Origin of the sequence: Enterobacter sp. BRE11 (genome assembly GCF_031844285.1) — a bacterium.
Lineage (GTDB): Bacteria > Pseudomonadota > Gammaproteobacteria > Enterobacterales > Enterobacteriaceae > Pantoea.
This window is the reverse complement of sequence record NZ_JAUZUX010000001.1, coordinates 87130-113643: the sequence shown is the minus strand read 5'-3', so window position 1 is coordinate 113643 and position 26514 is coordinate 87130. Positions and strand designations below refer to the sequence as shown.

At 60.8% G+C, this 26514-nt stretch carries 25 protein-coding genes and 1 riboswitch; of the genes, 14 read left to right on the top strand and 11 right to left on the bottom strand.

Annotated elements, in window-relative coordinates; translation table 11 throughout:
* Positions 1–685: 685 nt before the first annotated feature.
* Positions 686–2707, top strand: a complete 2022-nt coding sequence (uvrB, locus tag Q9R34_RS00500; RefSeq protein WP_434126729.1) for an excinuclease ABC subunit UvrB — start codon at positions 686–688, stop codon at positions 2705–2707.
* Positions 2708–2711: 4 nt separating this feature from the next.
* Here uvrB and Q9R34_RS00495 read toward each other — a convergent pair whose 3' ends face one another.
* Positions 2712–3617 carry a gluconeogenesis factor YvcK family protein gene (locus Q9R34_RS00495; protein ID WP_434126727.1) on the bottom strand — a complete coding sequence of 302 codons (906 nt, stop codon included), beginning with the start codon at positions 3615–3617 and terminating at the stop codon, positions 2712–2714.
* 179 nt (positions 3618–3796) lie between these two features.
* A riboswitch (molybdenum cofactor riboswitch) is annotated at positions 3797–3931 on the top strand.
* On the opposite strand from Q9R34_RS00495, the gene moaA reads away from it, so the two are divergent.
* The 5 genes from moaA to moaE all read left to right on the top strand — a co-directional run bounded on the left by moaA (position 3921) and on the right by moaE (position 6617).
* The gene (moaA, locus tag Q9R34_RS00490; RefSeq protein WP_434126725.1) at positions 3921–4907 is read left to right on the top strand and encodes a GTP 3',8-cyclase MoaA; all 987 of its coding nucleotides are present in this window, start codon (positions 3921–3923) and stop codon (positions 4905–4907) included. It overlaps the preceding riboswitch by 11 nt.
* 16 nt (positions 4908–4923) lie before the next feature.
* Positions 4924–5439, top strand: coding sequence for a molybdenum cofactor biosynthesis protein B (moaB, locus tag Q9R34_RS00485; RefSeq protein WP_434126724.1), 516 nt, complete (start codon positions 4924–4926; stop codon positions 5437–5439).
* A gap of 3 nt (positions 5440–5442) precedes the next feature.
* Positions 5443–5925: a cyclic pyranopterin monophosphate synthase MoaC gene (gene moaC / locus Q9R34_RS00480; protein ID WP_103794911.1), complete on the top strand. Its 483-nt coding sequence runs from the start codon at positions 5443–5445 to the stop codon at positions 5923–5925.
* Complete coding sequence (gene moaD, locus Q9R34_RS00475; RefSeq protein WP_485891998.1) at positions 5918–6163, top strand: molybdopterin synthase sulfur carrier subunit; 246 nt, start codon at positions 5918–5920, stop codon at positions 6161–6163. The genes moaC and moaD overlap by 8 nt, the downstream gene beginning before the upstream one ends.
* Position 6164: 1 nt before the next feature.
* A complete protein-coding gene (moaE, locus tag Q9R34_RS00470) occupies positions 6165–6617 on the top strand; it encodes a molybdopterin synthase catalytic subunit MoaE (protein ID WP_485891997.1) in 453 nt (150 codons plus the stop codon).
* Here moaE and Q9R34_RS00465 read toward each other — a convergent pair.
* Positions 6614–7399, bottom strand: a complete 786-nt coding sequence (locus tag Q9R34_RS00465; protein WP_485891996.1) for an OBAP family protein — start codon at positions 7397–7399, stop codon at positions 6614–6616. The two genes, moaE and Q9R34_RS00465, sit on opposite strands and share 4 nt — an antisense overlap.
* A 150-nt stretch (positions 7400–7549) precedes the next feature.
* Here Q9R34_RS00465 and Q9R34_RS00460 point away from each other — a divergent pair, with 150 nt between their 5' ends.
* Positions 7550–8644: a DUF1615 domain-containing protein gene (locus Q9R34_RS00460; RefSeq protein ID WP_485891995.1), complete on the top strand. Its 1095-nt coding sequence runs from the start codon at positions 7550–7552 to the stop codon at positions 8642–8644.
* 92 nt (positions 8645–8736) lie between these two features.
* Positions 8737–9444 carry a Bax inhibitor-1/YccA family protein gene (locus Q9R34_RS00455; protein ID WP_485891994.1) on the top strand — a complete coding sequence of 236 codons (708 nt, stop codon included), beginning with the start codon at positions 8737–8739 and terminating at the stop codon, positions 9442–9444.
* A 43-nt stretch (positions 9445–9487) separates the two neighbouring features.
* On the opposite strand, the gene Q9R34_RS00450 is transcribed toward Q9R34_RS00455, so the two are convergent.
* The 3 genes from Q9R34_RS00450 to Q9R34_RS00440 are packed head-to-tail and all read right to left on the bottom strand — an operon-like array spanning position 9488 to position 12458.
* Positions 9488–10456 carry a lysylphosphatidylglycerol synthase domain-containing protein gene (locus Q9R34_RS00450; protein ID WP_434126711.1) on the bottom strand — a complete coding sequence of 323 codons (969 nt, stop codon included), beginning with the start codon at positions 10454–10456 and terminating at the stop codon, positions 9488–9490.
* The gene (gene clsB / locus Q9R34_RS00445; protein WP_485891993.1) at positions 10456–11700 is read right to left on the bottom strand and encodes a cardiolipin synthase ClsB; all 1245 of its coding nucleotides are present in this window, start codon (positions 11698–11700) and stop codon (positions 10456–10458) included. Before clsB ends, Q9R34_RS00450 begins: the two co-directional genes overlap by 1 nt.
* Positions 11697–12458, bottom strand: a complete 762-nt coding sequence (locus Q9R34_RS00440) for an endonuclease/exonuclease/phosphatase family protein (protein WP_434126708.1) — start codon at positions 12456–12458, stop codon at positions 11697–11699. Before Q9R34_RS00440 ends, clsB begins: the two co-directional genes overlap by 4 nt.
* Before the next feature lie 179 nt (positions 12459–12637).
* Here Q9R34_RS00440 and Q9R34_RS00435 point away from each other — a divergent pair, with 179 nt between their 5' ends.
* The 4 genes from Q9R34_RS00435 to Q9R34_RS00420 all read left to right on the top strand — a co-directional run bounded on the left by Q9R34_RS00435 (position 12638) and on the right by Q9R34_RS00420 (position 16801).
* Positions 12638–13030: a YbhQ family protein gene (locus Q9R34_RS00435; protein WP_033751562.1), complete on the top strand. Its 393-nt coding sequence runs from the start codon at positions 12638–12640 to the stop codon at positions 13028–13030.
* A 206-nt stretch (positions 13031–13236) separates the two neighbouring features.
* Positions 13237–14586: an ATP-dependent RNA helicase RhlE gene (gene rhlE / locus Q9R34_RS00430; protein ID WP_485891992.1), complete on the top strand. Its 1350-nt coding sequence runs from the start codon at positions 13237–13239 to the stop codon at positions 14584–14586.
* Between the two features lie 4 nt (positions 14587–14590).
* Positions 14591–15541, top strand: coding sequence for a tRNA dihydrouridine(16) synthase DusC (gene dusC, locus Q9R34_RS00425; protein ID WP_485891991.1), 951 nt, complete (start codon positions 14591–14593; stop codon positions 15539–15541).
* A 72-nt stretch (positions 15542–15613) separates the two neighbouring features.
* Entirely contained in the window at positions 15614–16801 is a 1188-nt protein-coding gene (locus Q9R34_RS00420) for an MFS transporter (RefSeq protein WP_434126700.1), read from the top strand.
* Positions 16802–16818: 17 nt separating this feature from the next.
* Here the strand turns inward: Q9R34_RS00420 and Q9R34_RS00415 are convergent, their stop codons facing one another.
* Complete coding sequence (locus tag Q9R34_RS00415) at positions 16819–18423, bottom strand: inorganic phosphate transporter (RefSeq protein WP_485891990.1); 1605 nt, start codon at positions 18421–18423, stop codon at positions 16819–16821.
* A 165-nt stretch (positions 18424–18588) separates the two neighbouring features.
* Here Q9R34_RS00415 and Q9R34_RS00410 point away from each other — a divergent pair, with 165 nt between their 5' ends.
* Entirely contained in the window at positions 18589–19614 is a 1026-nt protein-coding gene (locus Q9R34_RS00410; RefSeq protein ID WP_485891989.1) for a transporter, read from the top strand.
* Positions 19615–19631: 17 nt separating this feature from the next.
* On the opposite strand, the gene Q9R34_RS00405 is transcribed toward Q9R34_RS00410, so the two are convergent.
* The 4 genes from Q9R34_RS00405 to Q9R34_RS00390 all read right to left on the bottom strand — a co-directional run bounded on the left by Q9R34_RS00405 (position 19632) and on the right by Q9R34_RS00390 (position 24937).
* Positions 19632–20441 (bottom strand): Brp/Blh family beta-carotene 15,15'-dioxygenase, encoded by an 810-nt coding sequence (locus Q9R34_RS00405; protein WP_485891988.1) that lies wholly within the window; start codon positions 20439–20441, stop codon positions 19632–19634.
* A complete protein-coding gene (locus tag Q9R34_RS00400) occupies positions 20441–21151 on the bottom strand; it encodes a bacteriorhodopsin (RefSeq protein ID WP_434126696.1) in 711 nt (236 codons plus the stop codon). Before Q9R34_RS00400 ends, Q9R34_RS00405 begins: the two co-directional genes overlap by 1 nt.
* Before the next feature lie 655 nt (positions 21152–21806).
* Positions 21807–22937, bottom strand: a complete 1131-nt coding sequence (locus tag Q9R34_RS00395) for a L,D-transpeptidase family protein (protein WP_485891987.1) — start codon at positions 22935–22937, stop codon at positions 21807–21809.
* A gap of 185 nt (positions 22938–23122) precedes the next feature.
* A complete protein-coding gene (locus Q9R34_RS00390; protein ID WP_485891986.1) occupies positions 23123–24937 on the bottom strand; it encodes a glycoside hydrolase family 15 protein in 1815 nt (604 codons plus the stop codon).
* Positions 24938–25055: 118 nt separating this feature from the next.
* Between Q9R34_RS00390 and Q9R34_RS00385 the strand changes: the two genes are divergently transcribed.
* A complete protein-coding gene (locus Q9R34_RS00385; protein ID WP_434126689.1) occupies positions 25056–25838 on the top strand; it encodes an SDR family oxidoreductase in 783 nt (260 codons plus the stop codon).
* On the opposite strand, the gene Q9R34_RS00380 is transcribed toward Q9R34_RS00385, so the two are convergent.
* The gene (locus Q9R34_RS00380; RefSeq protein ID WP_434126687.1) at positions 25835–26410 is read right to left on the bottom strand and encodes a DedA family protein; all 576 of its coding nucleotides are present in this window, start codon (positions 26408–26410) and stop codon (positions 25835–25837) included. The genes Q9R34_RS00385 and Q9R34_RS00380 overlap by 4 nt on opposite strands.
* Positions 26411–26514: the final 104 nt, after the last annotated feature.

Below are 26514 nucleotides of genomic sequence, written 5' to 3'. Positions count from 1 at the left end.
TGCTTAACAATTGCATCGGGTAATCAGAGCGCTGCACTTTCACGGTGCTGATGGCTTAACGTTTCTGGTGCAACGGGGCTGCGGCATGGCAGCTTGTTGAATTTAGCTGGTCTTAAACACGGTCGCGGCTGGGCGAAAATTCAGCGGCGGGCTGAAAAAGCATAGTTAACCGCCACGTTTGCGACAGGAATTTAAGCGGAAAAATTTTTTTTTCACGCGGGCGGCTTAAGAACAAAAAATTATGCACAGCCGATGGCGAAAGGGCTGCCTTTAGTTATCCACCATTCCTGTGGATAACCTTGTGTATTAGACAGTGAAAACAGAGCGCAAGCGAGGAAACACGCGGCCTGGTTACATAATGCTGAGAAACTGGGCTTTTGCCTTATAGTTTTACAAATCAGATAGTTAATAAAAAACAAGCCTGCGAATTTTCTGCGCCGTAACAGAGCTGAAATTTAATGACGGTCTCTTGACAAATGTTATAAATCCGCTTCGGCTGGGGATAACCTTGCGCAACAGCGAAAATGTTGTGGGGTTGTTACAGCCAGCGCGAAACCACGCCGCGTCAGCCTCTCACTGTGCCGCGTTACTGTTGATTTATCCAGTATTATTTTCTGGCAAAATCGCCAATGCAGAGTAAAATGACTCGGCTAGCCGCCGCATTCTTCAGCAGGAACCGCATCTCATGAGTAAAGTCTTTAAACTAAATTCCGCTTTTCAGCCTTCCGGCGACCAGCCAGAGGCGATTCGTCGCCTCAAAGAGGGGCTGGAGGATGGCCTTGCCCATCAGACGCTGCTTGGCGTAACCGGCTCCGGCAAGACCTTTACCGTTGCCAACGTGATTGCCGATCTTAACCGGCCTGCGATGGTGCTGGCACCGAACAAAACCCTGGCGGCGCAGCTCTACGGCGAGATGAAGGAGTTTTTTCCCGACAACGCGGTGGAGTTCTTTGTCTCCTATTACGACTACTATCAGCCAGAAGCCTATGTGCCGAGCTCCGACACCTTTATCGAAAAAGACGCCTCGGTAAACGAACATATCGAGCAGATGCGACTTTCGGCCACCAAGGCGCTGCTGGAGCGTCGCGACGTAATCGTGGTGGCGTCGGTTTCCGCTATTTACGGCCTGGGCGATCCCGATCTCTATCTGAAAATGATGCTGCACCTGACGCGCGGCATGCTGATCGACCAGCGCAGCATTCTGCGCCGTCTGGCGGAGCTGCAGTATACGCGCAACGACCAGGCGTTTCAGCGCGGCACCTTCCGCGTGCGCGGCGAAGTGATCGATATTTTCCCGGCGGAGTCGGAAGATACCGCGCTGCGCGTTGAGCTGTTTGATGAAGAGGTCGAGCGGCTGTCGCTGTTCGATCCGCTCACCGGGCAAATCTTGTCTACCGTGCCGCGCTTTACTATCTATCCCAAAACGCACTACGTGACGCCGCGCGAACGTATTCTGCAGGCGATGGAAGATATCAAAGTGGAGCTGGCGGATCGCCGCCGGGTGCTGCTGGAGAACAATAAGCTGCTGGAAGAGCAGCGCCTGACGCAGCGCACCCAGTTCGATCTGGAGATGATGAACGAGCTGGGCTACTGTTCGGGCATCGAAAACTACTCGCGCTACCTCTCCGGGCGCGGGCCGGGCCAGCCGCCGCCGACGCTGTTTGACTACCTGCCCGCCGACGGTCTGCTGATCGTCGATGAATCGCACGTCACCATTCCGCAAATCGGTGGGATGTATAAGGGCGACCGCGCGCGTAAGGAGACGCTGGTGGAGTACGGTTTCCGCCTGCCTTCCGCGCTCGATAACCGTCCGATGAAGTTCGAAGAGTTTGAGGCGCTGGCGCCGCAGACCATTTACGTTTCGGCCACGCCGGGCAACTACGAGCTGGAAAAATCGGGCGGCGAGGTGATCGATCAGGTGGTGCGTCCGACTGGCCTGCTCGATCCGCTGCTGGAGGTGCGTCCGGTGGCGACGCAGGTGGACGATCTGCTGTCGGAGATCCGCAAACGCGTCACCCTCAACGAGCGCGTGCTGGTGACGACGCTGACCAAGCGTATGGCGGAAGATCTCACCGAGTATCTGGAAGAGCATGGCGAGAAGGTGCGCTACCTGCACTCCGATATCGATACCGTCGAGCGTATGGAGATCATCCGCGATCTGCGTCTTGGCGAGTTTGACGTGCTGGTGGGGATCAACCTGCTGCGCGAAGGCCTGGATATGCCGGAAGTGTCGCTGGTGGCGATCCTCGATGCGGATAAAGAGGGCTTCCTGCGTTCAGAACGCTCGCTGATCCAGACCATCGGGCGCGCGGCGCGTAACGTTAACGGCAAAGCGATCCTCTACGCCGACAAGATCACCAACTCCATGGCGCGCGCCATTGAAGAGACTGAACGCCGTCGCGAGAAGCAGCAGAAGTACAACGAGGAAAAAGGCATTGTGCCGCAGGGGCTCAACAAGAAGATCACCGATATTCTTGAGTTGGGCCAGAACGTCATCAAGACGCGCGGCAAGGCCAAAGCCAGCAGCCGCGGTGCCGCCGAGGCGGATGCCAGCTATCTGGCGCTGACGCCGCAGGCGTTGCAGAAGAAGATCCACGAGCTGGAGTCGCAGATGCAGCAGCACGCGCAGAACCTGGAGTTCGAAGAGGCGGCAAACGTGCGCGACAAGCTGCATCAGCTGCGCGAACTTTTTATCGCCGCCTCGTAGCGGCTTAGCTGAACCGCTGAATGGCGTGTTCCAGCGCCAGGCGCAGCAGCTGGCGGTCGTGACGATAGGGAATATCGGCGGCCTCCAGCGGCTCGCGTACAATCAGGCGGTTCTCCACGCCGGCGGTGTCGGCGGCGGGGCTGACCACCACCGCGTCAATCACCCGCTTGCCGATATATTTCTCCATCATTGCCAGCTTATCCGCCACCGTCAGGCTGGCGGCGGCGGGACTCAGCTCGCGTCCCAGATTGCCGATAAACACCATGGTGGCGGGCGTACGGCGCAGCGCGCGCGCCATCTCCTCCATCAGCAGGCTCGGCATCAGGCTGGTGTAAAAGCTGCCGGGGCCGATCAGAATCAGGTCCGCTTCGGCAATCGCTTCCAGCGCCTCGCGGGTCGGCGCCACGTTCGGGTGCAGCATCAGCTCTTGCGGCGGCTGGGTCATGGCGTCGATATCGGTTTCGCCGTAAACCATATTGCCTTCGCTGTCTAAGGCCACCAGATCGACCGGCTGCTCCGACATCGGGATCAGGAAGGCGTCGACCTTGAGCAGGTTGCGAATGATATTGATCGCCTCCAGCGGCCGGACGCTGAGGTGATCCAGCGCTTTGAGCATCAGGTTGCCCAGGTTGTGGCCGGCGAGCTCGCCGTTGCCAGCAAAGCGATACTCAAACATCGCCGACGCGACGCTTGGCTCAGTAATCAGCTGGTTGATGCAGTTGCGCATATCGCCCCAGGCGATGCCGCCTTCGGAACGGCGTATGCGTCCGGTAGAGCCGCCGTTATCGGTGGTAGTGACAATGCCGGTCAGGCGCGAGCCGAGCGGCGACAGGGCGGACATTACGCGCCCCAGCCCGTGTCCGCCGCCCAGCGCCACCACGCGATCGAGGTCTGCCAAAGTTCGGTTCATATTTCCTCTTTATACCCGCTGCCGTCTTGCCGTACCGGCGTTCTTTTCTGCGGGTGATGTTAACCTTAATGCCGCGAAAATGCGGCGAAAAAACGTTATATATCAATATATATAGCGAAATTAGTGGATGGCAGAGCGGCAAAATTCGCGCTACCATTTGCCAACCATGTCGTCCATGTGGGCGACATACACTCAAAGCCTGAACGCCTAAGTCAAACGATAGGGGGTTCAGGCCGCAGCCGACGCGCTGCCAGGGTGCAGAAAGAAATGCCTGCATCTCCCGTATTTGGAAAAGGTGTTCTGGTGTCACAATTTACTGATGCATTTGCACGTCGGTTTTATTACCTGCGTCTCTCGGTGACGGATGTCTGTAACTTCCGCTGCACCTACTGCCTGCCCGATGGCTACAAGCCGCAGGGCGTGAGCAACAAAAGCTTTCTCTCGCTCGATGAAATTCGACGCGTCACGCGCGCCTTCGCCGCGGCCGGCACTGAAAAAGTGCGCCTGACCGGCGGCGAGCCGTCGCTGCGTCGCGATTTTACCGACATTATCGCCGCCGTGCGGGAAAATCGCGCCATTCGGCAGATCGCTGTCACCACCAACGGCTATCGGCTGGCGCGCGACGTCGGCGCGTGGCGCGCTGCCGGGCTCACCGCGCTGAACGTCAGCGTAGACAGTCTCGACGCGCGCCAGTTCCACGCCATCACCGGACAGGACAAGTTCCATCAGGTAATGGCGGGCATCGATGCCGCCTTCGACGCGGGCTTCCAGCAGGTCAAAGTCAACAGCGTGCTGATGCGCGACCTCAACAGCCGCAGCCTGCAAACCTTTCTTGACTGGATCCGCACGCGCCCGATTCAGCTACGATTTATCGAGCTGATGGAGACGGGCGAGGGCGGCGCGCTGTTCCGCGACCAGCACGTTTCTGGCGCCCTGATCCGCGACCAGCTGATCGCCCAGGGCTGGCAGCGCCGCGAGCGCGGCCGCAGCGACGGCCCGGCGCAGGTCTTTTACCATCCAGACTACGTCGGCGAGATCGGCCTGATTATGCCCTATTCGCGCGATTTCTGCGCCAGCTGCAACCGTCTGCGCGTCTCGGCGCACGGCAACCTGCACCTCTGCCTGTTCGGCGACAGCGGCGTGCCGCTACGCGATCTTTTAACCTCTGACGATCAGCAGGCGGAGCTGCAGGCGCGCATCGCGCACAGCCTGGGCGCCAAGAAGCAGACGCACTTCCTGCATCAGGGCAACACCGGCATCACGCAGAACCTTTCCTTCATCGGCGGTTAATCTCAGGAGCGAGTCAATGGGCAAATCTACGGGTGAATTTATTCCGGTCAACCTGGCGGTGCTGACCGTTTCCGACCGGCGCGACGCCAGCAGCGACACCTCCGGCGACTATCTGCGCGGCGCGGCGCACGAAGCCGGGCACGTGGTGGTGGATCACGCCATCGTCGGCGAAGATCGCTATCGCATTCGCGCCATCGTGTCGCGCTGGATCGCCAGCCTGGATGTCCAGGTGGTGGTGATCAACGGCGGCACGGGGTTCAATGCGAAAAACATCACGCCCGAGGCGATTGAGCCGCTGTTCGACCGCAAAATAGAGGGCTTCGGCGAGCTGTTTCGTATGTTCTCCTGGGAGGATATCGGCGGTTCGACGCTGCAGTCGCGCGCCGTCGCCGGCATCGCCAACGGCACGCTGATCTTCGCGATGCCCGGTTCCACCAGCGCCTGCGAGAGCGCCTGGGAGCGCATTATCGCCGACCAGATCGACGCCCGGACCGGCCCCTGTAATTTCGTCTCACATTTAAAGAAGCTGTAAGCCATGCAACTGACACATATTAACGCCGCGGGCGAAGCCCATATGGTCGACGTCTCCGCCAAGGCGGAAACGGTGCGCGAGGCGCGCGCGGAAGCGCTGGTGCTGATGGCCGCCGAAACGCTGCAGATGATCGTCGACGGCAGCCACCATAAAGGCGACGTCTTCGCCACGGCGCGCATCGCCGGCATTCAGGCCGCCAAACGCACCTGGGAGCTGATTCCGCTCTGCCATCCGCTGATGCTGAGCAAGGTTGAAGTCAATCTGGTGGCTGAGCCAGAACATCAGCGCGTGCGCATCACCTCGCTCTGCCGCCTGAGCGGCAAAACCGGCGTCGAAATGGAGGCGCTGACCGCCGCATCGGTGGCGGCGCTGACCATTTACGACATGTGTAAAGCGGTGCAGAAAGATATCGTTATCGACCAGCTGCGCCTGCTGAGCAAAAGCGGCGGCAAATCCGGCGATTTTCAGGCGGTGGCCCATGATTAAGGTGCTGTTTTTCGCACAGGTGCGCGAGCTGGTGGGCACCAGCGCGCTGGAGGTGCCGGCCGACTTTCCCGACGTGGCGACGCTGCGCGACGCGCTGGCGCAAAAAGGCGATCGCTGGGCGCTGGCGCTCGACTCAGGCAAACTGCTGGCCGCCGTCAATCAGACGCTGGTGCCGATGTCCCATGCGCTGAAGGCGGGCGATGAAGTGGCCTTTTTCCCGCCGGTCACGGGAGGTTGAGATGGCAACGCAGATCCGCGTTGGCGCGGCGCCCTTCAGTATGGCCGACGAATACGCCTGGCTCTCAACCTCCGACGCCGACGGCGCAGTGGTGACCTTTACCGGCAAAGTGCGCAATCATAACCTGGGCGACAGCGTCGCCGCGCTCACCCTTGAGCACTATCCGGGGATGACGGAAAAAGCGCTGCAGGAAATCGTCGACGAGGCGCGTCACCGCTGGCCGCTCCAGCGCGTCAGCGTGATCCACCGCATCGGCGAGCTTTTTCCCGGCGATGAGATCGTATTCGTCGGCGTCACCAGCGCGCACCGCGGCAGCGCCTTCGCCGCCGCGGAATTTATCATGGACTACCTGAAAACCCGCGCCCCCTTCTGGAAGCGCGAAGCCACCGAACAGGGCGATCGCTGGGTGGACGCCCGCGACAGCGACCATCAGGCCGCGCAGCGCTGGGATTAAGGCTTACTGAGCTGCTCCGCCGGACCGAAATGGGTCTGGCCGTGAGCGTGCTCGCCGCCGCCTGAAACGCGTTTCAGCTGGATCACCTCGCCGCGCTGCCAGGCGTTAGCGCCCGGCAGCACCGGCTGGGTGACGATATCGGCGCGTGACGCCCGCAGCTTGCGGCTGTCGATATCAAAACGTTTGTCGCGATCCGCCAGCAGGCGATTGTCAAGCTGACCGTCGGCGGTAAAGCCCATCATCAGCGCCGGAATGCCAATCGGCAGAGTTTTGTCGCGATCGGTATGCCAGGTGTGCCAGGTTTTGCCGTAGGTGTTGGCGATGCGCGCCATCAGCGCGTGATCCGCCGCCTGTGGCAGACCTGGCGCAATCAGCGTGCCCGATTTCACCTCGTAGTTGTGGCTGTGCCACAGCTTTTTCTCTTCCGGCGGCAGGCTCTGATAGAGCCGCGCGCTAATGATATACTCCACCCCCATCAGCCGCGCGTCTTTGGTATTGCCGTCGTAAATCACCGCCTGCATCACGTCGTCGTTCAGCACCGTCACATAGTGGTGCGCCTCCATCTGGCCGTTCTGATCGCCACTGTAGAAGTGAAAGCCGTCGAGATAGGTATTAATCGCCTCGATGGGCGGACGCGACTGCAGCAGGTCTGCGCCTGTGGCGAGCGCTTTCATTTTTGCCGAGGTGGGCGCGCCGGGGGAGGCGACCTGCGCGGGCGTGTTATTTGCGCCGCAGCCGCTGAGCAGCAGGGCAACGGCGGCACCGAGCCAGAGTTTTTGCATAACTATTTCCTTTTACGCGAGAAAACCTCAGCCTGGCTGAGAAACGCCGATACGCAAGCGCGACGGCAGCGCGGGAATTTACGCCTCGTCTGATGGTTTGTCCGCGCTTCGGTGCTAAGGTAAGGGTTTTGTTTTCCTGCAAGGACCGCTATGTCAGTTTCCGCATCGCTCAAATCGTTCTCGCTGCTCGCCGTGCTGGTGCTGGCGGGGTGTAGCACCAAAAAAACGCCCGAGGCGCCGGTGCGTCAGCCGGACGACGTCAAGGCGCAAATTCAGCGTCTGCTGCCCGCGCACGTCAGCGACAAACCGGGCTGGGCCACCGATATCTATACCTCGTTCCGCACCCAGCAGATCGACCCCAGCGTCAGCAATCTGTGCGCCGCCATCGCCGTCGCGGATCAGGAGTCGAACTTCAGCGCCGAGGCGGCGGTGCCCGGCCTGCCGAAAATCGCCTGGGGCGAGATTGACCGCCGCGCGGCGAAGGTGCACGTGCCGGCGTTCCTGGTGCGCACCGCGCTGATGATTAAATCCTCTAACGGCGAAAGTTATGCGGCGCGGCTCGACAAAGTGCGCAGCGAAAAAGAGCTGAGCGCCATTTTCGACGATTTTATTGATATGGTGCCGATGGGGCAGACGCTGTTCGGCAACCTGAATCCGATTCATACCGGCGGTCCGATGCAGGTCAGCATCAGCTTCGCCGAGGCGCACGCCAAAGGCTATCCCTGGCCGATCGACGGCTCGATCCGCCGCGAGGTCTTTACCCGTCACGGCGGCATGTACTTCGGCATTATGCATCTGCTGGGCTATCCGGCGGACTACAGCAAGCCGATCTACCGCTTCGCCGACTTTAACGCGGGCTGGTACGCCAGCCGCAACGCGGCCTTTCAGGCGGCAGTGGCGCGCGCGACCGGCATGAAGCTGGCGCTCGACGGCGACCTGATCCTCTATGGCTCAGACAAAGCGGGCGCCACCGAGCTGGCGGTGCGCACGCTGGCGAAGCAGATCGACATGAGCGACAGCGCCATCCGGCGCGATTTAGAGAAAGGGGAGCAGGCGAGCTTCAGCGACAGCACGCTCTGGAAGCAGGTCTTCGCGCTGGCGGATAAGATGGCTGGCCGCCCGCTGCCGCGCGAGATGCTGCCGGGCATCAAGCTGGAGAGTCCGAAAATCACCCGCAATCTCACCACGGCCTGGTTCGCGCAGCGCGTTGACAGCCGCTATCAGCAATGTTTATCGCGCCGCTGAAGCGCGCATTGTGGGGCAGTTAAGCCATGCTGTGCCACAATTAGGCATATCCGTCGGCTTGCCGACGCCTTTTCACTTACATGAGGTGCATCATGGATCGATATCCACGCAATGATTCTCTGGTGCAGTCCGCGACGAGCGGGTTGCAGGCTTTTATGGCGCAGGTTTACGGCTGGATGACCTGCGGTCTGCTGCTCACCGCCTTCGTCTCCTGGTATGCGGCGGGCAACGAGCGCATCATGTTCTTTATCTTTTCTAACCGCATGACCTTCTTCGGCCTGATCATCGCCCAGCTGGCGGTGGTGTTCGTGCTCTCCGGCATGGTGCATCGTCTGAGCGGGGCGCTGGCGACCGGGCTGTTTATGCTCTATTCAGTGCTGACCGGCCTGACCATGGCCAGCATTTTTCTCGCCTACACCTACACCTCCATCGCCAGCACCTTCTTCGTGACGGCGGGGATGTTCGGCGCCATGAGCTTCTACGGCTACACCACCAAACGCGACCTGAGCCGCTTCGGCAGCCTGCTGTTTATGGCGCTGATCGGCATTTTGCTGGCGTCGCTGGTGAATTTCTGGCTGAAGAGCCCGGCACTGATGTGGGCAATTACCTATATCGGCGTGGTGGTGTTCGTGGGGCTGACCGCCTATGACACCCAACAGCTGCGTCAGATGGGGGAGCAGATTGACGTGCGCGATCGCGAGTCGCTGCGTCGCTATTCGATTATGGGGGCCCTGAAGCTCTATCTCGACTTTATCAACCTCTTCCTGCTGCTGCTGCGCATCTTCGGCAACCGTCGCTAGGAAATAAGGGGCGCCATCCCGCCAGGGATGGCGCGTCTGTTCGCTACGAACTCTTCTGCAGTTTCTGTTCATTCCTGGCGCGCAGATGCTTCGCGCGGCTCTCCAGCATCAGATAGAGCACCAGCGCCAGCAGCAGCGGCAAAATAAAGTAAAGCACGCGATAGGCGAGCAGCGCCGCAATAATGGTGCCGTGCGAGGCGTGCTGTCCGCTCAGCAGCGCCAGGAACACCGCCTCCAGCACGCCGATCCCGGCCGGAATATGAATAATCACCCCCGCAATGCTGCTGATCAGCAGTACGCCGAGCACGATGGGGTAATCGACCTGCCGCGCCAGCAGTAGCCAGATGATTGCGCCCATCACCAGCCAGTTGGCGGAGGAGACCGCAAACTGAAACAGCGCCATGCGCAGCGACGGCAGCTGCAGCGTCTGACGCCGGATGGTCCACTTGCGGCGCTTTGAAAAGGCGCAGGCCCAGAGAAAAATCGCCACCACCGCCAGCAGCACCACGCCGATAATGCGCAGCGTGGTCTCGCCGATAAACCAGCCGCCGGGGATCGGCACCATGCCCGCGCTAAAGACGATGCCCGCCAGCAGGATATAGCCGAGCCAGTTGGTGGCGATGCTGAGCGAGAAAATGCGCGTGATGGTGGCGCTGTCCAGCCCCAGCCGCGAATAGAGCCGGTAGCGCATCGCCACGCCGCCGACCCAGGTGCTGAGCGTCAGGTTGAAGGCGTAGCAGATAAAGGAGACCAGCATCACCTGCCGCTTCGCCAGCTTATGGCCGCAGTAGGCGCGGCCGATCAGGTCATAGCAGCCGTAGGTGAGGTAGCTGACGATCACCAGCGCGACCGCACTCAGCACCGCCAGCCGGTTATAGTTGACGATAACGTTGTAGACATCTTCCCAGTTCACTTTGCGGGCGTAGATCACCAGCAGCACAATTACCGCGATGAAAAAGAGCCAGGTCAGCACCTTCTTCGCCCGCTTCCATTTAAGATGTTTTTCCGCCATCAGGATTTCGCCCCTTCATTGTCTGTTTCGACACGGTCCTGCGTTTCCATTTCTGGCTGAACCGGCGGGTCAACCTGCGCAATCAGCGGCGTATGCGCGGGCAGCCAGCCGGCGATAGCCGGGAAATGGCGTAAGAAGTGAAACACCACCACGCTTTTGGTGAGCTGCCACCAGTTGCGCGGCGGCAGGCGATCTTCCTGCACGCGCTGGCAGTCCTTCGCCAGCAGCTGCTCCAGGTTATCGCGCAGCGTCTGGTTAAAGTCGCGATCGTAGATAATCAGATTGGCTTCGAGATTGAGCGACAGGCTCAGCGGATCGAGGTTGCTGGAGCCGACGGTGGACCACTGGCGATCCTGCACCGCCACCTTGCCGTGCAGCGGGCGGCGGATATATTCGTAGACCTCGACGCCGGCATCCACCAGATAATTATAGAGCAGTTCCGCGCCGACTTTGACGATCGGCATATCGGGTTCGCCCTGCACGATCAGCCTGACCCGTACGCCGCGCTGCGCCGCGCTGCGCATCTCGCGCAGCAGGCGATAGCCCGGGAAAAAGTAGGCGTTGGCGATAATCACATCCTCTTTCGCGGTGTGCAGCATATCGAGATAGTGCTTTTCGATATCGTCGCGGTGGTCATCGTTGTCGCGATAGACAAACAGCACCTGCGCGTTGCCGGGCGCGGCGTTGACCGCCGGGCGATGCGAGCGGCCGCCCCACCAGCGGCGCGTCACCGCTTCGCTGCCCATCGCCTCGCGCACGTAGCGGGTGATATCCTCGACGATGGGGCCTTTGACCTCGACGGCATAATCCTGCTTCGCCTCGGGGCCGTAGCTGGTGTTGTGCTCGGCGGAGAAGTTAATGCCGCCGACAAAAGAGATGACGTCGTCGACCACCACAATTTTCCGGTGCAGGCGGCGGAAGACGTTGGTGCGCATCCCCAGCACCAGCGGACGCGGATCGTAATAGATAAAGCGCACGCCTTCCGCCGTCAGGCTGTTGACGAATGTGTCGGAGAGGTTCGGCGAGCCGTAGCCATCCACCATCACCTCAATCTTCACGCCGCGCTGGGCGGCGGCCAGCAGCTCGCGGTGCAGCGCGTTGCCGACCTCATCCTCAAACAGGATAAAGGTTTCCAGCATCACGCTGCGCTCGGCGCGCTGGATCGCGCCGAACACGCGTGGGAAAAATTCTTCGCCGTTTTCCAGCAGACGCAGACTGTTGCCTTCTCGCCATTCAAAATTCATAGGTGGATCTCCACGGCGAGCGGGGCGTGATCCGACAGGTGCGACCAGGGCTTGCGCGGCAGCGCCCAGGGATGACTGACCGTAGCGTTGCGGACGTAAATACGATCGAGCCGCAGCAGTGGGAAGCGGGCAGGGAAGGTGCGCGCCGGGCGACCGTGTTTCATGCTGAAAACCTCTTTGAGTCCTGCGCCATGCTTCAGAATGTGATTGGCGCGCAGCTGCCAGTCGTTGAAGTCGCCCGCGACCACCAGCGGCGCGTCCTGCGGCAGCGAGGCCACCATCTCGCACATCATCTTCATCTGGGCGTGGCGGTGCGCCTCTTTCAGACCCAGATGCACGCAGATCACGTGCAGGGTGCCGTGCGGCTCTGGCAGGCTGATTTTGCAGTGCAACATGCCGCGGTTTTCACTTCCTGCAACAGAAATATCGCGATTTTCGTACTCCTGAATGGGAAACCGTGACAAAATCGCGTTCCCGTGGTGTCCCTCTGGATAAACGGCGTTGCGGCCATAGGCAAAGTCGTTCCACATGGTGTCGGCGAGAAACTCGTAGTGCGGCGTGTCTGGCCAGTTCTCGTGGTGCAGCGGGTGTACGGCATGTGTGCCCATCACCTCCTGCAAAAAGACGATATCGGCTGAGGTGGCACGCACCGCTTCGCGCAGTTCCGGCAGAATGAAGCGACGGTTAAAGGTAGTAAATCCCTTATGGGTATTGATCGTCAGGACTTTAAGGGAAAATCCTTGCTTGGTTTGTGGCATACTCTCGACGCACTCCTTTTCATCAGCAACAAAAGTAAAGTGTAGTCTTTGTCACAAACGGGTGCGGTCAAGGAGGGAAATTTAGGGCGTTATCCGAAAATTGCTTTACATTGAGGAAACCGTTACCGGCCTGTGCCGGTTGCACTTGGGCGACCTGTTGGGTCTGCCAGGAGAAAAGAATGAAATGGTCTAATCGTGTTCAAATCATCACTGGACAAACCTGCGTGCATATTGCCATGCACGCGCTGGTGATTGCCGCGCTGATCTGGGGCTGGAAGCACAAAGCTCTGATCGAAGTGTGCAGCACGCTGGTAGCCGCCTATGCCGTGGTGTTTATCGCCATGCTGGTCCTGCAGCGTAGTGTTCGTTTGCGTCGCATCGGTGATTATCTTGAAGAAGCGACTACCACCTACTATTTTGGCGCGGCGATGATGACGCTGTTTATCGTCTCGCGCTACATTCACAACGCCCTGCTGATCGGTATGCTGGGCGTGGTGATGCTGGTAGGGCCGGCGCTGGTTTCGCTGCTGGCGAAAGAGCCGGCAGGGCGCATCCAGAAGAAGCGCAGCTAAGCTTCCGGGTTCGCTATCAGGGGCTGCCGCAAGGCGGCCCTTGTTGTTTCTGCCTTTCTCGCACCCCGCGACGAAAGCTGCTACACTGCCTGCCTTACGCATCGTAGTTTGTGCCCTTTTCACACGTTAGCCCTCGGCTGGCGCCACTTTCCCCCTGAAAACTACACCGTAAATCACGGTCAGGGCGGACCGGAGTAACACACTTAATGTCTTTTGACTCTCTCGGCCTGAGCGCCGATATTTTGCGTGCGGTCGCTGAACAGGGCTACCGTGAACCTACCCCTATCCAGCGCCAGGCGATCCCGGTGGTGCTGTCCGGGCGCGATCTGCTGGCCAGCGCGCAGACCGGTACCGGCAAAACCGCCGGCTTTACGCTGCCGCTGCTGCAAAAACTCTCTACTCAGGCTGCCCCGGGCCGCGGCCGCCGTCCGGTTCGCGCCCTGATCCTGACCCCAACGCGCGAGCTCGCCGCCCAGATCGGCGAAAACGTGCGCGACTACAGCAAATACCTGTCGCTGCGTTCGCTGGTGGTGTTTGGCGGCGTCAGCATCAACCCGCAGATGATGAAACTGCGCGGCGGCGTCGATATTCTGGTCGCCACGCCGGGCCGCCTGCTCGATCTGGAACACCAGAACGCGGTCGACCTCTCGCAGATTGAAGTGCTGGTGCTGGACGAAGCGGATCGCATGCTCGACATGGGCTTTATCCACGATATCCGCCGCGTGCTGGCCAAACTGCCGGCGAAGCGTCAGAACCTGCTCTTCTCCGCAACCTTCTCCGACGACATTAAAACGCTGGCGGAAAAACTGCTGCACAACCCGGAGCAGGTCGAAGTGGCGCGCCGCAACACCGCCTCCGAGCAGGTATCGCAGCAGGTGCATTTCGTCGACAAGAAGCGCAAGCGGGAACTGCTCTCGCAGCTGATCGGCGAAGGCAACTGGCAGCAGGTGCTGGTGTTTACCCGCACCAAGCACGGCGCCAACCACCTGGCGGAACAGCTGAATAAAGATGGCATCACCGCGGCGGCGATCCACGGCAATAAAAGCCAGGGTGCCCGTACCCGCGCGCTGGCCGATTTTAAAACCGGCGCGATCCGCGTGCTGGTGGCAACCGACATCGCCGCGCGCGGCCTTGATATCGAAGAGCTGCCGCACGTGGTGAACTATGAACTGCCGAACGTGGCGGAAGATTACGTGCACCGTATCGGCCGTACCGGCCGCGCCGCCGCCACCGGCGCCGCGCTCTCCCTGGTCTGCGTGGATGAGCACAAGCTGCTGCGCGATATCGAGCGCCTGCTGAAGCGCGAGATCCCGCGTATGGCGGTGCCGGGCTACGAGCCGGATCCGAGCATCAAGGCGGAGCCGATTCAGAACGGTCGCGGTCAGCAACAGCAGCCGCGCGGCCGCGGTCGCGGCCAAGGCGGCGCGCCCTCATCTGCACGTCCGCAGGGCGACAAACGCGCGCCGCAGCCGCGCCGTCAGGGCCAGCCTGCACAGGGCGACAGGCCTGCGCGTCCGTCGCGTCGTCCGGCTGCGAAGAAAACCGGAACCGCGTAACGCCATGCGGGTGTTGCTTGCCCCGATGGAGGGCGTGCTGGATTCGCTGGTGCGCGAGCTGCTGAGCGAGGTCAACGATTACGACCTCTGCGTCACCGAGTTTTTGCGCGTGGTGGATCAGCTGCTGCCGGTAAAATCGTTTTACCGGCTCTGTCCCGAGCTGCGCAATCACAGCCGCACGCCTTCGGGTACGCGGGTGCGTTTGCAGCTGCTCGGTCAGCATCCTGAATGGCTGGCGGAGAACGCGGCGCGCGCCGCCGAGCTGGGTTCCTGGGGCGTCGATCTTAACTGCGGCTGCCCTTCGAAGCTGGTGAACGGCAGCGGCGGCGGCGCCACGCTGCTGAAAGATCCCGAGCTGATCTATCGCGGCGCGAAAGCGATGCGCGAGGCGGTGCCGTCGCATCTGCCGGTCACGGTGAAAGTGCGCCTCGGCTGGGATTCCGGCGAGCGGCGCTTTGAAATCGCCGACGCGGTGCAGCAGGCGGGCGCCAGCGAGCTGGTGGTGCACGGCCGCACCAAAGAGGATGGCTACCGCGCCGAGGCGATTAACTGGCAGGCGATCGGCGAGATCCGTCAGCGGCTGCGCATTCCGGTGGTGGCGAACGGCGAGATTTGGGACTGGCAGAGCGCGCAGGCGTGTTTGAACGCCACCGGCTGCGATGCGGTGATGATTGGCCGCGGCGCGCTTAACGTGCCGAACCTCAGCCGGGTGGTGAAGTACAACGACGCGCCGATGGCCTGGCCGGAGGTGGTGGCGCTGCTGCAGAAATATACGCGGCTGGAGAAGCAGGGCGATACCGGCCTCTATCACGTCGCGCGCATCAAGCAGTGGCTCGGCTACCTGCGCAAAGCCTATCCGCAGGCAGACGGCCTGTTCACCGACATCCGCGCGCTAAAAAATTCCTCGGCTATTGCCGAGGCGATCGACCGTCAGGCCGCAGCTCTGACCCTGTGACAAAAATTCAGGCGACCCGTTAGCAGGCTACGCGTATAGTGAAGGCCATTTTTCACAACAAGCCAGCCTGCTATGTCTGATGTCGCGGTACTGACTAACGGTCAACTCAACAAACGCATTCTCTCTGTTCTGATCTTCACCTTCTTCTGCTATCTCTCCGTGGGGCTGCCGCTGGCGGTGCTGCCGGGTTTCGTGCATAACCAGCTCGGCTTCAGCTCGTTTGTGGCGGGGCTGATTATCAGCCTGCAATATTTCGCCACGCTGCTGAGCCGTCCGCAGTCGGGCCGGCTGGCGGATCGCCTGGGGCCGAAGCGGGTGGTGATGCTCGGCACGCTGCTCTGCGGCATGAGCGGCGTAATGACCATTATCGCCGCCCTGTGCCGCGACTGGCCGCTGGTCAGCCTGCTGCTGCTGGCGGCTGGACGCCTGTTTCTCGGCGTCGGCGAAAGCTTCAGCAGCACCGGCTCCACGCTGTGGGGCATGAACATCGTCGGGCCGCTGCAGACCGCGCGCGTCATCTCCTGGAACGGCGTCGCCACTTACCTGGCGATGGCGATCGGCGCGCCGCTCGGCGTGATGCTGAACCAGGGAATGGGCATCAGCGGCTTTGCTGGCCTGGTGGCGCTGATGGGCGTTGTCGGTTATCTGCTGGCGAGCCGCAAACCGGCGGTCGAGGTGAGTCAGGGACAGCGCATTCCGTTTCATCGCGTTTTTTCGCGCGTCTGGCTGTTCGGCCTGGCGCTCGGCTTCGGCACCATCGGCTTCGGCGTTATCTCAACCTTTATTACCCTCTACTTCGCCAGCCGCGGCTGGGGCGGCGCCGCCTTCGCGCTGTCGCTGTTTAGCCTTGGCTTCGTGCTGTTCCGCCTGCTGTTCAGCCGCGCCATTACCCGCTTCGGCGGGCTGCGCGTCGCTATCGTCTCTCTGCTGCTGGAGTGCGCCGGGCTGCTAATTATCTGGCAGGCGGAGAGCAGCCTGCTGGTGGATCTCGGCGCGCTGCTGACCGGCTGCGGCTTTTCGCTGATTTTCCCGGCGCTGGGCGTAGAGGCGGTGAAGCAGGTGGAGCGGCAGGATCAGGGCTCGGCGCTCGGCGTCTACTCGGCATTTCTCGATCTGGGACTCGGCCTGACCGGCCCGGTGGCGGGGCTGCTGATTGGCTACTGGGGCATGCAGTCGGTCTACCTGGCGGCGGCGATAATGGTGCTGGGCGCCTTCGCCATTACGCTGCGCCTGATGCAGCGCGACAGCGGCGCGGCGTAACACCGCGCCGACGGCCACTAGAACTGCGAGAAGAGGGCGTAGAGTCCGGCGGCCAGCAATACGGAAACCGGCAGCGTCAGGATCCAGGCCATCGCCAGATTGCGCAGCGTGGCGAGCTGCAGGCCGGAGCGGTTGGCCGCCATGCTGCCCGCTACGCCGGACGAGAGCACATGGGTGGTGGAGACCGGCAGGCCGAAGCTGTCCGCCGCGCCGATGGTCGCCATCGCCACCAGCTCCGCGCTGGCGCCCTGGGCGTAGTTAAGGTGGGTTTTGCCGATGCGTTCGCCCACGGTCACCACGATGCGGCGCCAGCCGACCATGGTGCCGAGCCCCAGCGCAATCGCCACCACCACCTTCACCCACATCGGAATAAAGCGCGTGGCGCTGTCCAGCTCCTGCTTGATCGCCGTCAGATTGCGCTGCGTCTCTTCCGGCATCGCCACTTTATTGGTCTGGATATGCTTAATCGACTCCGAGGTCAGGTACATCTGGTTGCGGGTATTCGACACCGCCTGCGCCGGAATATTCTCCATGGAGCCGTAGCGGCGGATCTGCTCGCTGATATCGCCTAGCGTCAGCGCCAGCGCGGGCAGCACGTTGGGGTTCATCTGATTGGTGCGCACATAGTCGGTCAGCACGTCGCGCGCGACCGGCGGGCGGGCGCTGGCGGGCTGGAGCTGCAGCAGCTGGTGTTCCGTCACCTGGGCCAGCGCCGCCACGCGCGGGATCTGATCCGGCGGCAGCGAACGGTTCAGCGCATAGGCGATCGGCATGGTGCCCACCAGAATCAGCATAATCAGCCCCATGCCTTTCTGCCCGTCGTTAGAGCCGTGGGCGAAGGAGACGCCGGTGCAGGTCAGGATCAGCAGGCCGCGGATCCAGACCGGCGGCGGCTCGCTGCTTTGTGGCGCTTCATAGAGATCGCGGTTGCGAATAAACGCCTTCATCGCCAGCAGCAGCAGCGCGGCGCAGACAAACCCCACCAGCGGCGAGAGGATCAGCGAATAGCCGATCTTAATCGCTTGGTCCCAGTCCACGCCGCTCATGCCGCTGCGGCCGTGCAGCAGCGCATTGGCGACGCCCACGCCGATAATCGACCCGATCAGCGTATGGGAAGAGGAGGAGGGCAGGCCGAGATACCAGGTGCCCAGGTTCCAGATAATGGCGGAGAAGAGCAGCGCATAGATCATGGCGAAGCCGCCGCCGCTGCTGGTCTGCAAAATCAGCTCGACCGGCAGCAGCGAGATAATGCCGAACGCCACCACGCCGCTGGAGAGCAGCACGCCAAGAAAGTTGCAGAGCCCGGACCAGACCACCGCGACGCCGGGCGTTAGCGAGTGGGTGTAGATCACCGTCGCCACCGCGTTGGCGGTGTCGTGAAAGCCGTTAACGAATTCAAACCCCAGCGCGATCACCAGCGCCAGGCCCAGCAGAAAGAAAGGAACGTAGCTGGTGACCGGCGTGTCGGTCTCCTGCACGTCGCTGAATAAGTTGAACCCGGCAAAAGAGAGCCCGGCGACCAGCAGGATAAGAAACAGCGGTTTTGAAAAGCGGTTACGCTTGCCAGTCAGGTTGGGACGCCCGGCAACCGATGGGGATGACGATAAGCTGTTTTCGCTCATAAACACCTCGGTGGGTAGTGGCGGGCGCGCCCTGTCCGCACCCATTACTGGCAGGGATACGCGCTTTATATGACAGAACAATGATGTTGCCTGGTCGCTGTCATTATTCTGTCATCACTCTGCATCAGGCTGTGGATCTGGTCCGCTCTGATAGTTACGCCATCCATGGTTTCTGAGCTCTTGCTTGCGCCTGATAAACCCGATTTCGACGACGAGGTCGCCGGTTTAATCCACGGCTACCTGATGTCGCCCGACGCGCCGCCGCGCCGCCTGAACGCGCGCGAAGCGGTGCGGGCCGGAGAGCGCCCGCGCCGCGACGGCGAGTTTCTCTGGCTGCATATCAACCTCAATCACGCTCGCGCCCAGCACTGGGTTCAGAGCCATTTTCAGGTTGATGAAGATTTCTTCGAAGAGATCCATTCCGCCTCGTCGCGCACCCGGCTGGCGGAGCAGGGGGAGGCGCTGATGGCGATCCTTAACGACGTCACCTTTAGTAAAGAAGAGCCCAGCGCGCAGAACGCCACGCTCTGGATCTGGTGCCGTCGCCAGCTGCTGGTCAGCGCGCGCTATCGTCAGGTCGCGATGATCGAACGCATGCACCAGCGCCTGCAGTCGTGCGCCTTTCGCAATGCCGAGGAGATGCTGCTCAGCCTGCTGGGCGAGCAGGAGCGGCAGCTTGAGCAGGTGGTGCGGCGCACCAGCCTGGCGGTGGACGCGATTGAGGAGCGGCTGCTCAGCCCGGCGATCAAGGCGAACCGCAGCGAGCTGGGGCAGCTGCGCCGCATGCTGCTGCGCATCCAGCGCCTGCTGGCGCCAGAGCCCGCCGCGCTGTTTCGCCTGCTGAATCGTCCGCCCACCTGGCTGAACCGCGATACCCTGCGCGAGCTGCGCGCCTTTACCGAGGAGTTCAGCGTGGTGCTTAACGATCTCGCCAGCCTGATGGAGCGCATCCGGCTGCTGCAGGAGGAGATCGCCGCGCGCCTGATGGAGCAGAGCAACCGCACGCTGTTTCTGTTAACCGTGATTACCGTACTGGCGCTGCCGATCAATATTGTCGCCGGCTTCTTCGGCATGAACGTCGGTGGCATCCCGCTGGCGGGCAATCCGCACGGCTTTTTGATTCTGGTGCTGGTGGTGCTGGCGTTTACCGTTGTGGCGGGCTGGCTGGCGCTGAGAAGGCCGCGGAGGTGAGGGGCCGTACCTGAAAATTACGTCTGACGACGCGCTTCAAACCAGGGCGTAATCAGCATGTGGGGGATAGCCAGCGCGGCAAGGGCGGCGAACAGCGAGCGCATGCCTGCGCTGTCTGCAGGCTGCATTACAAAGAGCGTTGCGGTGCCCAGCACAATCGCCCCGCTCAAAACAGGCCAGACGGCACGCAGATAGCCGCCATAGCTGGTGCAGCTTAACTGCTCGCGCCGCAGCCGAGTTTGCGGCAGCGCATGCAGAATAAGAAAGCCCAGCGAAAATCCAACCAGCGGGGGAAGGACCAGCAGAGCCACCATTCCAGCCACCAGGCGTCTGTCGCGGCGAAGAACACCGGCGATCGCCAGCGCAGTGGCGCAGATTCCCCCTACGAAAGCCATGCCTGAAATGGCTGCGTCAGGTATGGATGAGCTTAGTCCCGCCTGACGCAGAATAGTGTCGTACGCGGACAGGTGAAGGGCGGCGGGCGCTGCTATCATGCTGACGCCACGGGCCAGGCGTTCCGTTATCGTGCCCTGTGGAGCATCCTCCAGTGCAAAATGGCAGGCCGAGGCCAGAAGAAATCCCGGCAGCGCCACGGCCGGATCCCAGTGCCACCAGAGCAAGCAGAGCACAATGACCAGCCCATAGCCAGCCAGAAACAGCTGCTGACGATCGCGCTTTACCACCGCCAGATCGCTGGCGCCGTGCGCCATGCCGATAATGCCTGTGGACGCTACCGCAAAAGCCAGCTGCACGAAGAGTGGGCTCAGAGAGGCCGCCAGTGCGGCTCCCCCGAGCAGCCACCTGCCGATCCGCAGCCCCTGGCTCATTAGCGCAGCGCACCCGGCTGCTTGCCGTTGCGCAACGCTTTTTCCAGGTTCGCTGCCGCATAAAAGGCGTAAAACACCTTAGCGATGATATCCAGAACTAAAAATGCCCATACAGAGGTCGGATCGGTGATGATTTTAAGGCCCTCCGGCCCGACCAGAAACACGATGGGATAGATAAACCATACCAGGGTGAGTAGCGCCACGTTTTTGTTATAGGCCGCCGCCAGCGCGTTCCCGCGTGCTGCCGCCATCGCACGCAGCGGTCCCCATAGCAGGTAGATTACACCCAGAAAAGCCGCGCAGGACCAGAGATACCAGATCCACTTCGCTGTCGCGGTCTCAGCCAGCGAGGAGATCAACCCGGTAATGATCATCATGACATCCAGCACGATAATGGCAGTAAGAAAGCCGCCCATCTCGCCCGGCTTCCCCTGCTCGTGAAAAGCCAGCATCACCAGCCCGGCAAGTAAAATCGGCGTGGTAATACTCCAGTCAGCGTAGCGCGCCAGATAGACCGTGCTGCCGTTGTCTGACAGCAGGTTGCCGAATCCAAATGCCATCGCCAGGTAGGCGGTAGCGGCAATAAAGGGCACCGCCGCGTGCATCAGGGTATGGTGACGAGCGGGAAAATTTTTGCCCCCCGTCGCGTAAATAACCAGCGACGCAATGGCCATGACTGAGAAGCCGATTAAAAATGCGGTTTGATCCATGTTAATTTCTCCTGTATTGCGACGCTGTCGTGGCGACAGCTGCGCTGCCATAGATAAAATTTGAAATCAGGTTCTATTCCGTCAGGGAATAAGGTCAAAGTATATGAAATAATAGACAGCACGCTAATTTCACCGTCTCGATTTTTTTTGAGCGATATACGATGAAACAAATTATCGGCTCGGTTAAGGGATGCGCTTGCCAGCAGGGGGTTATATTGTAAATGTCTGTTGTTTTACGTTTCGCTGTTATAACTTTACTTGTCCTTTTTATCGGCCAGGTAGAAGTTAATATGCATCTTTATCAGCAACTTATAAATAATCCCCTCTCATGATATACACAATGCATAAATAAAGAAAAGCGCGTTAATTATATTTACCGGCTAGACATTGCATTCACCTGTGCTATGAAAAGGAAAAAGAGAGGGGGTGCAATTGGCGGTAGGCATAAAATAAGAAGAAGTCACGAGTGCCAGACATAAGGCGAAAGGGCAAAGCAAGCCTAAGCGCTGTGGCGTTTAGTCATTAAGTTGTTTTATTAAGGATCCCTGGCGAAAGGCTAAATAAAACGGAATAAGCGTCAAAGAGGGAATGATATCCCGTAAGCCAATAAAAAAACCCGCTAAAAGCGGGTTTTTAACGGTGGCCGGGGATAATACTACGAAGGATTATTAACCGGAGCCGGAGCCGGAGCCGGAGCCGGAGCCGGAGCCGGAGCCGGAGCCGGAGCCGCAGGCTGCGCCTGCGATGCGGCATTCGGATCGACCATGTTCGCGCCCTGCGGCGTCACCGGCGTCATCGGCGCTTCTTTCGGCTGCGCGTTCGGCGCTTCCGGCACTTCCGTCGGCGCAGTCTGCACGCTGTCGGCAACGCCATTCACTTTAGTCGGCATACCGGTACGGCTCTGAATCGCCGCGTTGACCTGATCCTGGCTGACGCTGGCGTCGGTGATCACTTTGGTCACCGCAGAGGTCAGGGTGATCGGCACCACTTCGCGCGAGTTGAACTGCTCTTCGGTGGTCGAGAGCGGGTTGTGCACCTCTACGTAGCGCGAACCGTCCGGCTCCACCGTCGCTTTAACCGGCTGGTCGATAAACTGCACGCGCGTGCCGACCGGCACGTTCTCAAACAGCCATTTGATATCGTCGGCGCGCAGGCGCACGCAACCGTGGCTGACGCGCAGGCCGATACCGAAGTTAGCGTTGGTGCCGTGAATGGCGTACAGACGACCGATATAGAGCGCATAAAGGCCCATCGGGTTGTCCGGACCGGCCGGGAAGACTTCCGGCAGGTTCTCGCCGCGCGAGGCGTACTCCGCGTGCATCGCTTTGGTCGGCGTCCAGGTCGGGCCCGCTTTCTTGCGCTGTACCGAGGTCGTCCAGTTAATCGGCGTATCTTTGCCTAACTCGCCGATGCCGATCGGCAGCACCACAACGGTTTTGGTGCCTTTCGGATAGTAGTAAAGACGCATCTCCGCGCTGTTGATGACGATGCCTTCGCGCGGGGCGTCAGGCAGGATCAGCTGCTGCGGAATGATCATTTTTTTGCCAGCCTGCGGCAGGTAGACGTCCATGCCCGGGTTGGCTTCCAGCATATTGCTGAGGCCCATCTGGTACTGCGCTGCAAAGGCTTCCAGCGGCAGTTTGTTGTCCTGAGGGACGGTAATCTCAATATTTTGCCCAACCAGACGGCTGTTGGCGGCTGGTAAAGGGTAAACCACAGCGAAGGCGGACTGACTGAATGCAGCCAGCGCCAGAGCCATTGAAGCGAACGCGCGAATCATTTTCATATTTTACAAGTCGTTATGGCCTGTTAGCAGGCTTGTCAGTTTATCGAACCCGTACCGATCAGCGTGGCCGGCTGCACATTATATGGGCATTGTTTCGATGTTGTGAATCAGGATTTTAGCAGCCATCGCAGACTTTAGGTATCCAGCTGTGTTATCGGGCCTCCCTGCCGCGATAACAAAGCCGGTCAGGGCTGCCATAAGGTCACTTCGCCGCTCAGCTTGCGATTGAGAAAAAAAGCGGCGCTGATCAGGGCCAGATGGGTCAGCGCCTGCGGCGTATTGCCCAGCGCGCGGCCGTGACTGTCGAACTCCTCGGCGTACAGGCCCAGCGGATTGGCATAGCTCAGCAGCTTCTCAAACTCGAAGTGCGCCTCGTGGATGCGTCCGGCGCGCGCCAAGCACTCCACATACCAGAAAGAGCAGGCGCCGAAAGAGCCCTCCGAACCGGTCAGCCCGTCGGCAGGCGTCTCATCAATATTGTAGCGGCGCACCATGCCGTCGCTCACCAGCTCGCGCTTGATGGCGTCGAGCGTCGACAACCACTCGGGATCGGTCGCGCCGACAAAGCGCACCAGCGGCATCAGCAGCATCGAGGCGTCGAGATGGTCGCCGTGGCGCGTCGAGACGAAATGGCCGCGCTCGGCGTTCCAGAAGTTTTGCCAGATATCGGCGCGGATCTCGCTGCGCGCGCTGTCCCAGCGGGCGTAGGGCATCGGCAGCGATCGCTTCATGCCGAGGCGCAGCGCACGGTCCAGCGCCACCCAGCACATCAGGCGTGAGTGAAGGAAATGCTCAGGTTCGCCACGCATCTCCCAGATACCGGCGTCGGGCTGGTTCCAGCTTTCGCACACCATATCGATCATCTGCGACACGTGCTGCCAGCCGCGCTCTGAGATCGCCTCGCCATACTTGTTCGCCAGGTAGACCGCATCCATCAGCTCGCCGTAAATATCGAGCTGCGTCTGCTGCCAGGCGTCGTTGCCGATGCGTACCGGACGCGAGTCGGCGTAGCCAGAGAGGTTAAGCAGCTCGATCTCATGCAGCTCAACGCCGCTGTCGAGGCGATACATCACCTGCAGGCGCATCTCGTCGTGGTGGCTGTTCTCCACGCAGCGGCCCACCCAGCGGGTAAAGTGTTTCGCCTCGTCGACGTAGCCGAGGCGCATCAGCGCGTACATGCTGAAGGAGGCGTCGCGGATCCAGGAGGCGCGATAGTCCCAGTTGCGCTCGCCGCCCAGCTCTTCCGGCAGGCCGAAGGTGGCGGCGGCGGCAATCGAACCGTGCTGGCTGGAGGTCAGCAGCTTTAGCGCCAGCGCCGAGCGCTGCACCATCTCCTGCCAGCGTCCACTGTAGGTGCTTTTTTTGCTCCAGCGACGCCAGTAGTTGATGGTCTCTTCAAAGCAGATTTCCGTGGCGACGTCGCCGATGCGCGCGTCTTCCTGGTTGCCGAATTCAAATTCGACGTGCTCGCCCGACTGGAGTTCAAAGCGTGCCGTCGCCGCGTCCGCCTCGCAGGTCAGCGGCACGGTGGCGGCGAGCCGCAGCGTCGGCTGGTTCTCGGCATAAAAGTCGATACAGTCGCCTGCGGCCTGCGCGCGGGTTTTGGCGCGGGCGTAGTCGTGACGCGGCGCGCAGCGCATGTTAAACCAGGCGCTGCCGCGCACCATTTTGATACGGCGCACCAGGCGCGGCTGCTTTTTGGCGTCGTCGCAGATCGGCATATAGTCGGTGATCTCCGCGACCCCCTCCGCACCCAGCCAGCGCGTCTGCAGAATATTGGTATCCGGCAGATAGAGCTGCTGGCGCCGCACGTTTTCCCACTCCGGCGCCAGCGAAAAAAGCCCGGCGTCGTCACTGTCGAGCAGCGCGGCGAACACCGACGGGCTGTCGAGCGCCGGCCAGCAGAGATAGTCAATGGTGCCGTCGTTGGCGACCAGCGCGCAGGTGCGCAAATCGCCAATGATGCCGTGATCCTCGATCGGGCGTTTTATCGTACTCATCCTCATCTCCGTAGCGGGCAATCTGTTAACTATAGACAAAGCGGCAAAAGCGGCTGCGGCTGGACATAGCGGGATTGCTTCTATACTTCAGCTTACCCGATACCCTGAGGAGACACTCATGACCACACCAAAGAACAACGTCGCCGTTGTTACCGCATCTGACTCCGGCATTGGCCGCGCCAGCGCGCTGATGCTGGCGGAGCAAGGCTACGATCTTGGCATCACCTGGCGTTCCGATGAAGAGGGGGCGCAAGAGACGGCGCGCCTGGTGCGCGACAAAGGCCGCCGCGCAGAAATCATTCACCTCGACCTTGCCGATCCGCAGGAGGGGGGCCGATCGCTTTCGGCGCTCATCGACAAGCTGGGCCGCATCGACGCGCTGGTTAACAACGCAGGCGCGAACGCCAAATCGCCCTTCCTCGACACGCCGTTTGAGGAGTGGCGCAAGGTCTTCAGCGTCGATGTCGACGGTGCCTTTGTCTGCGGGCAGATTGCCGCGCGCAAAATGGTGGAGCAGGGCGACGGCGGGCGCATTATCAACATTACCTCGGTGCATGAGCATACGCCGCTGCCCGACGCTGTCGCCTACACGGCGGCGAAGCACGCTATGGGCGGCCTGACCAAATCGATGGCCATCAGCCTGATCAAACACAATATTCTGGTGAACTCGGTGGCGCCAGGCGCCATCGCCACCCCGATGAACAAGATGGGCGACGGCGACGCGCAGAAGATTAAGACGCCGGAGATCCCGATTGGACGGCCGGGCGACGTGCGTGAAATCGCCAGCCTGGTGGCCTGGCTCTGTTCAGAGTGGGCCAGCTACACCACCGGACAATCCTTTATCGTCGACGGCGGCTTTATGCTGGCCAATCCGCAGTTTTACGGCGGAAAAGATATCTAACCGGCGCGGCGGGTGTTCCAGCGACGGATCACCCAGCGCAGCGCGAAGGCGAAGAGCACCGCCGCTGCCAGCCACAGCACCGGTTTCAGGTGCTGGTCGAGCTTATGCAGCCACGGGGTGATAACGCCGCCAGCAAAGTAGCCCAGGGCGACGAAAATCGTCGCCCAGATCGCCGCGCCGATAATATTGAGCAGCAGAAACTTAAGCGGCTTCAGGTGGCTGGCGCCGATAATGATCGGGCCGATAATGCGAAAGCCGTACATAAAGCGCACGCCGATCACGAACAGGCTGGGATGGCGCTGGATGAGCCGGTTGGCTTTACGCACCTTGTCCTGATGTTTTTTCAGCTTGCGCAGAATTTTCGTGCCGTAGCGACGGCCGATCCAGTAGAGCAGCTCATCGCCGATCACGCCGCCAGCCATCGCCGCCAGCACCACGCCGACAAAGTTGAGCAACCCCTCATGCGCCGCCACGCCGCCCAGCAGCGTAAAGGTTTCCCCCTCGGCGATACAGCCAATCAGCAGCGCCAGATAGCCATATTGCGTAATTAATCCGTTGATATCGAAATGCAAAAGTAAACTCCCTGTTCAGTCAGCGATGCATACATTCTATACCGCTTCGGCCAATCCTTCAGGCAGCCGGCTCGTCTGATCACAATTTTTCGCCGGATCCCCTG